The organism is Nostoc sp. ChiQUE01b, from assembly GCF_034531255.1.
GTDB lineage: Bacteria > Cyanobacteriota > Cyanobacteriia > Cyanobacteriales > Nostocaceae > Nostoc.
Genome location: NZ_JAVRBM010000016.1, coordinates 129,582 through 136,809 on the forward strand (window position 1 = coordinate 129,582; position 7,228 = coordinate 136,809).

Sequence of the window (7,228 nt, forward strand, 5' to 3'; positions counted from 1 at the left end):
ATGGGGACTTGGCTCACATCTATTTTACTTGTGACGGCGTTGGTGATGAGGGCGGTGCGATGGTAATAGTCGCTAAAACAGTTTGTAACTAATTAGTTAACTGCTCAGAAACTCCCCAAAAACTGCTAGCGTCAAACAAAGGAAAATATCGTTGTGGACTTTCGAGCTTGAAAACCCGTTCTAATTACTGGCAACTGTTGCCTTATATCCAACTCCAGTGGCAAACTATCACCAAGGGACTTATTGGTATATTGGGATACGTGCTGGCGACATTAGTGTTAATTAATCTCGCCGGTAAATTGGCAACTCCCTTTGCCCAAGGTAATGTAGTAGCGATCGCTCAAATAACTGGCAGCTGTGCTTTAGTATTTATTGTTAGAGGCTTGTTTCAGTCTATACAAGATATGTACATGGCGAAAGCTGCTTTGAGAGTTGCTTTTCATCTCCGCCAGCAAGTCTACGCACATCTTCAAAAGCTAAATCTCAGCTATTTTGAAACGGCAAAAGCAGGTGATTTATCTTACCGCCTCACCGAAGATGTTGACCGCGTTGGCGAAGTGGTAAATAAAGCATTTCACGACTTTATCCCCTGCATTTTGCAGTTGCTAGCAATTCCGATTTACATGATTTACCTGAATTGGCAACTGACATTAGCAACAGTGATAGTTGCACCGCTAATGGGTATTTTAGTTAGCTGGTTTGGTGAACGCTTGGGCAAGTATTCCTTAAAAAGTCAAAATCGCGTGTCGGGTTTATCAGCCATCCTCGCAGAAGTTTTCAACGGTATTCGTTTGGTACAAGCTTTTGCTGCCGAAAATTACGAAATTGCTCGTTTTGGCCATGAAGCAGAACGCAGTCTCAAAGCAAAATACTCAGCCGAACGTCTGAAAGCGATTCAGATTCCCATTATCGGATTTTTTGAAGCCTTAAGTGCCTTACTGTTACTGATTGTGGGAGCGTGGCAAATTTCCCAAGGTCACTTGACAGTGGCGAATTTTTTCAGTTATCTGGCGGCGGCGGCGCTGTTAATTGATCCCATTGGTCATACTACTAATAACTACAACGAATTTAAGCAGGGTGAAGCATCTGTTGACCGTGTTTTTGAATTGATGGCAATTCAGCCAACGGTGATCGAAAAGATAAATGCGATCGCTCTCCCTCCAGTCAACGGCAAAGTAGAATATCGTCATATTTCCTTCGCCTATAAACCAGGTAAACCTGTCTTAAAAGATATCAGTTTATTGGTATCGCCAGGTGAAGCGATCGCACTTGTAGGTGCTTCTGGCGCTGGTAAAACCACATTTGTGAATCTCCTCCCGCGTTTTTACGATCCTGAAGCTGGTCAAATCTTCATTGACGATGTTGATATTCGAGATGTGAAATTGCATAGTCTGCGGCGACAAATTGGGATTGTTCCTCAAGAAACTATCATGTTTTCCGGGACGATTGCCCAAAATATCGCTTTTGGACAATATATTTTTGACATAAAAGCAGTTAAAGAGGCAGCGAAAATTGCTAATGCCCATCAATTTATTAGCCAACTACCAGAAGGTTATAAGACTTGGGTAGGCGAGCGTGGGGTAAACTTATCTGCTGGACAAAGACAAAGAATTGCGATCGCTCGTGCTGTTTTGCTCAATCCCCAAATCTTGATTCTCGATGAAGCAACATCAGCATTAGATTCTGAATCAGAAGCACTGGTACAGGAAGCGCTGGAAAGATTGATGGAAAAACGGACAGTGTTTATTATTGCTCACCGTTTATCGACAGTTAAGAGGTGCGATCGTATTTTAGTTCTCGAACAAGGACAAATTGTCGAATCGGGAACCCATGAAGAATTATTAGTCCTAGAGCGTCGCTATGCGCAGTTTTATGCCCAGCAGTTTAGTTAGGCAGAAGAGGGAGTGGGGAGTGGGGAGTGGGGAGTGGGGAGTGGGGGAGATGAGGGAGCAGGGGGAGCAGGGGGAGCAGGGGGAGCAGGGGGAGCAGGGGGAGCAAAGAAAAGACTGATGCCCAATGACAAATGACAAATGACAAACGACAAATGACAAATGCCCAATATTAACTATCTCCTAGACTGAATTGCCTTGATTAACTCATAAAAAGGCTGCCAATTATCTTCTTGAGCAATTGCTTCCCAAACAGATTCAATTACAGGTCTTAATAATGCCGTTTTCGGATTATTAACAGTTAGAGTTTGAGCAATTATATCAGTGCGTAGGCGTAGCCCGTCGTAGACATCGCTATCAAAATCGTTCAAAATTTTATGATATAGTATGCACCAATCATCAAATATTCCAGATGCACCCGGTACTGGCACAATATCTGAATTATTCATGACAAAACCTGGTTCATCTCGCCATTTTGATGAAAAAGTACGAGCCATCTCATAAAAAAACTGATGATAACCAACTTGGCTATCTTTCAAAAATTCAACTGTTAGATTCAACAGTTCCGCAGCTTGTGGATGTGGCAGTTCCGAAAAACCTAACTTTTTCAACATCAAAGAACTGTATTCAGCTTGATAATACTCATCAAACATTGCTAATCCAGCTTCCATTTCGCCTTGATCAATAATCGCCTTTAAAGGTTCCTGGAGCATTTGTAAATTCAACTGGCAAATACTTGGTTGATTACCGTAACAGTAGCGTCCATAATAGTCAAAATATGCAGCTATAAAGGATGGGTTATAAGTTGGGATAAACGCATAAGGCCCATAGTCAAAACTCTCTCCAGTAATCGACATATTGTCAGTATTGAGAACTGCATGACAAAAGCCAGCCGCCATCCACTGTGCTACTAGTTCTGCAACCCGTTTAACTAATTCGGCATAAAACAGGGCATATTTATCTTCTTCAGCATTTAAGTGTCGATAATACTGCTCAATTACGTGGTCTAACAGCTTCTTAGTTAAATCTGGACGCTGGAAATAATGCAGTCGCTCAAAAGTGCCAAATCGAATATGAGAACTGTTCATTCTAATCATCACAGATGAGCGGGTAGGCGAAGGTTCATCGCCCCGCCAGAGGGGTAAACCTGTTTCAATCATGCTCAGACAGCGCGAAGTACGTACACCCAAGTAGTGCAGTGCTTCCGCAGCCAGAACTTCCCGCACTCCACCTTTGAGCGTGAGCATACCATCGCCACCACGGGAGTAGGGCGTTCTCCCAGAGCCTTTAGTGCCAAAATCGTATAATTCGCCATCATTGGCGCGTACTTGCCCGTAGAGAAAGCCTCTACCATCACCCAACTGTCTGTTATATTCACCAAATTGATAGCCGTGGTAACGCAGTGCTAACAAGGGTTTGCGCCCCTGAAATTGACCAAAGGCTGTGATGAAATCTTCGTCTTTGACTACTTGGGGGTCTAGACCGAAACGGGGTAATAGTTCATCGTTACGCCAACGCAGGAGGTGTTGGGGAAATTCCGCTGCTGCAACCTCATCGTAGTAGTCATCGCCTAAAGATTCTAAGGCAGTTTCGTAGTTGAGGGTGAGAAAAGGATTGCTAGAATTCTTGTAGTTTGGAGTTTCAGCCAGAGTCATTACGAGCAAAGCTTAATTCATTCTTCCTTTAATACTACCTCTGCCTTCAGCATCATCAGCATAGACGCAAAAAGCGACTTATATTTAACTAAAATATGGCAGCGCTGCTATCAAAATCGGGAGCGTTTCAGGAGGCAGAAGGCAGTCCCCATGAACTTCGTACATCACCAAGCATGAAAATAGGCAGTTCTTGCTGGGGCTAAAAACTAGTATTTTTACTCAGCACTCAGCACTTTCAAGGCAGGAGGCAGAAGGCAGGAGGTAGAAACTTTTTATATTTGATGCGTGAGTCCTACGTTTTATACCTCATTTACTTGCAAACTGCTGTAAGTATTTTTTGAAAGATGAAAAATACCTCTAAAGTCAGAGATATATTATGTGCTGAGGTAGAGGATTTTTTGATTCCATTTTAGGATATTATTAAATGTTAAATAAACTAATTTTGCTGCTATTATTCTAAATAAAGTTAGTCCCTTTAGCTGAGAAAAAAACAATTCTTCAAATGATATTGACTTGCACTAGAGAATTAGTTTACAAGAATAAGAAATATGGATAACAAAAACAAAATTGATAGTACTAAAAACAATTTAAATCGAGAGACAAAAATGGCTGAAAATAATATAAATTCATTATCTAACGAACCTAAACAGTTAACTAAAACGATTAATATAGATGGCCAGCGTCCAGTCGATCCAAGTAACATTCAGATTAAGGAAACAATTGATATAGACGGTGAGCGACCAATTGCAAAAGATGAAAATCATAGCGATCAAACAATTGATATAGATGGTCAACGCCCGATCGCTAAGAGTAATTTTCAAGAACATGAGATGCTAACTGTAGACGGTAAGCGTCCAATTGACCCTAGTGATTTAGAGGTTGAGGAAGTTCTTGATATAGATGGTCAACGTCCGATCGCTAAGAGTAATTTTCAAGTTAAAGATACTCTAGAGATAGATGGTAGCCGCCCAATAGTTTCAGATAACAATGTTAATTCGCAAATACCAAAAGATTACATAGACTAAAATCACAACCTTTTTTGCTACCCGCTTCACTTTCACTAACTTGAAAAGAAGATGCAATATCTTTGAGAATTGGCTGATTATAATAAGCGTTAGCAACACACACACCAGATGCGATCGCCATAATTAGTACCTGAATTTTAGTCAGGACTTACGCAAGATGTGGCTGAAAACCTAATTATTCCGTAGCGGTAATTCATGAATTACCGCTACTTTCGTTATATTTTGCGTAAGTCCTATTAGTTAATAAAAGATTTCCCTGTTTAATTGTCGAAGTTTTATCTAATTCTACTGGAGCCTTTGACCGGGGCGACAAATTCGCCGATTATCAAACCCTGGAAAGTCTGCAATAATATGTTTTAATTAATACAAAACGTCAACGAGTTGAGTGTTTTCGACGTAATGAGCAAGGGTTGTGGGTTTTACAATCCTACACAGCAGAACATCAATCATTTGGACTCAACAGCGTGGATTTTGAGGAAACAATGGCAGCACTCTACGAAGATGTAGTTTTTGAATAATCAATTATTATAGGGTATTCGCCGCGATATTTAGTAAACTATATAACTGATAAGCCTTGAAGGCTTCCTTACCAGGCGGAAGCGTTGATGAAAGCAGGCACAATTGATTAAATAAAAAGTTATGGCGCTCATAGTTCAAAAATACGGTGGTACATCTGTCGGTTCAGTCGAACGTATTCAAGCTGTTGCACAGCGCGTTTATAAAACTGTTAAAGCTGGAAACTCTATTGTCGTAGTGGTTTCGGCAATGGGCAAAACCACCGATGGACTCGTCAAACTAGCTACTGAAATTTCTCCAAATCCTAACCGCCGGGAAATGGATATGCTGCTTTCCACTGGTGAACAAGTAACCATTGCCTTACTGAGCATGGCTTTGCAGGAACTCGGACAGCCTGCAATTTCCATGACTGGCGCTCAGGTAGGAATTGTTACCGAAGCCGAACACAGCCGCGCTCGGATTTTGCATATTGAAACTACTCGCCTAACTCGCCACATAAATGCAGGTAAAGTAGTTGTAGTAGCAGGGTTTCAAGGTATATCCAGCGTCGGAGAGATGGAAATTACGACTTTGGGTCGTGGTGGTTCCGACACCTCAGCAGTGGCGATCGCAGCCGCCTTAAAAGCGAATTTTTGTGAAATTTATACAGACGTTCCAGGGATTCTCACTACAGACCCCCGCTTAGTTGCTGAAGCCCAGTTGATGGATGCCATCAGCTGCGATGAAATGTTGGAATTAGCTAGCTTGGGCGCAAAAGTGCTGCATCCCCGTGCTGTGGAAATTGCTCGTAACTACGGTGTTCCCCTTGTAGTTAGGTCTAGCTGGACGGATCAACCAGGTACTTGGGTGACATCAGCCAAACCCCAAGAGCGATCGCTAATCAATCTAGAAATTGCCCGTCCGGTGGATCATGTAGAATTTGACACTAACCAAGCAAAAGTCGCTTTATTGCGCGTCCCCGACAAACCAGGTGTTGCAGCCCGGTTATTTGGCGAAATATCTCGGCAAAAAGTAGACGTAGATTTGATTATTCAGTCAATTCATGAAGGTAATAGTAATGACATAGCCTTTACTGTTACAACACCAATATTAAAACGGGCAGAAGCAGTAGCAACAGCGATCGCCCCAGCACTGAGGAGTCAATCTAACCCCAAATTTGACGAAGCCGAGGTAATGATAGAACATAACATTGCCAAAGTCAGCATCGCAGGCGCGGGAATGATTGGACGTCCCGGTGTAGCTGCAAAAATGTTCGCTACCCTAGCAGAAGCAGGCGTGAACATCCAAATGATTTCCACCAGCGAAGTGAAAGTAAGTTGTGTAGTCAATGCCGCCCAATGCGATCGCGCCGTCAGCGCACTTCGTAGCGTCTTTGAAATTGAAACAGGGAAAGGGGGGACAAGGGGACAAGGGGGACAAGGGGGACAAGAAAGAATCATTGAAGAGATTTCTCCCTTGTCTCCCCCCTCTCCCCCCTCTCCCCCGGTTCGAGGCGTTGCCTTAGATTTAAATCAAGCGCGTCTTGCGATTCGCCAATTGCCAGATCGTCCGGGAATGGCGGCGAAATTATTTGGATTATTAGCGCAGCATAATATTAGCGTTGATATGATTATCCAATCTCAGCGCTGCCGGGTGATTGATGGTGTTCCCAGACGAGATATTGCCTTTACAGTCTCGCGGATAGACGGGGAAAGTGCAAAAGAAATGCTTACCCAAGTAGCAGCAGAATTAGGATGGGGTGAAGTTGTTTTAGATAGTGCGATCGCTAAGGTGAGTATTGTCGGTGCAGGTATGGTAGGACAACCAGGTGTTGCTGCTAAAATGTTTGAAGCTTTAGCCCAACAACAAATCAATATTCAAATGATTGCCACTTCAGAAATTAAAATTAGTTGTGTTGTGGCGCAAGAGCAAGGTGTTAAAGCTTTGCAAGCCATTCATGCAGCCTTTGAACTAGCTGGGAGCGAGAAATTTGTCGTGCCAGCGTAAAACCTGAATCAAATCCCCTCACCCTAAATCCCTCTCCCAAGCTTGGGCTACCGTGTACACACAAGTCGAATTTCTCTTTAAATCCAGTCGTTTATTAAATTTGGGTGGTCGTTTATTGAATTCGGGCGGTCGTTTATTGAATTCGGGCGGTCGTTTA

Annotated in this window: 6 protein-coding genes and 1 pseudogene; 5 read left to right on the forward strand and 2 right to left on the reverse strand. The window is 42.8% G+C overall.

Annotated features, from left to right (window positions below):
- Nucleotides 1–167: 167 nt before the first annotated feature.
- Nucleotides 168–1,892 carry an ABC transporter ATP-binding protein gene (locus tag RMY63_RS13575; protein WP_322729201.1) on the forward strand — a complete coding sequence of 575 codons (1,725 nt, stop codon included), beginning with the start codon at nucleotides 168–170 and terminating at the stop codon, nucleotides 1,890–1,892.
- Between the two features lie 12 nt (nucleotides 1,893–1,904).
- Nucleotides 1,905–2,027, forward strand: coding sequence for a hypothetical protein (locus tag RMY63_RS13580; RefSeq protein WP_322729202.1), 123 nt, complete (start codon nucleotides 1,905–1,907; stop codon nucleotides 2,025–2,027).
- Between the two features lie 38 nt (nucleotides 2,028–2,065).
- On the opposite strand, the gene RMY63_RS13585 is transcribed toward RMY63_RS13580, so the two are convergent.
- Nucleotides 2,066–3,544 carry a protein adenylyltransferase SelO gene (locus RMY63_RS13585; RefSeq protein ID WP_322729203.1) on the reverse strand — a complete coding sequence of 493 codons (1,479 nt, stop codon included), beginning with the start codon at nucleotides 3,542–3,544 and terminating at the stop codon, nucleotides 2,066–2,068.
- A gap of 548 nt (nucleotides 3,545–4,092) precedes the next feature.
- On the opposite strand from RMY63_RS13585, the gene RMY63_RS13590 reads away from it, so the two are divergent.
- Nucleotides 4,093–4,569: a hypothetical protein gene (locus tag RMY63_RS13590; RefSeq protein WP_322729204.1), complete on the forward strand. Its 477-nt coding sequence runs from the start codon at nucleotides 4,093–4,095 to the stop codon at nucleotides 4,567–4,569.
- Here the strand turns inward: RMY63_RS13590 and RMY63_RS13595 are convergent.
- On the reverse strand, nucleotides 4,535–4,690 hold the full coding sequence (locus tag RMY63_RS13595) for a hypothetical protein (protein WP_322729205.1): 156 nt from the start codon (nucleotides 4,688–4,690) through the stop codon (nucleotides 4,535–4,537). The two genes, RMY63_RS13590 and RMY63_RS13595, sit on opposite strands and share 35 nt — an antisense overlap.
- Before the next feature lie 124 nt (nucleotides 4,691–4,814).
- Between RMY63_RS13595 and RMY63_RS13600 the strand changes: the two are divergent.
- Nucleotides 4,815–5,087: pseudogene (locus RMY63_RS13600) on the forward strand (Uma2 family endonuclease); the annotation flags it as partial.
- Nucleotides 5,088–5,208: 121 nt separating this feature from the next.
- Nucleotides 5,209–7,071: an aspartate kinase gene (locus tag RMY63_RS13605; protein WP_322729206.1), complete on the forward strand. Its 1,863-nt coding sequence runs from the start codon at nucleotides 5,209–5,211 to the stop codon at nucleotides 7,069–7,071.
- Nucleotides 7,072–7,228 lie beyond the last annotated feature (157 nt).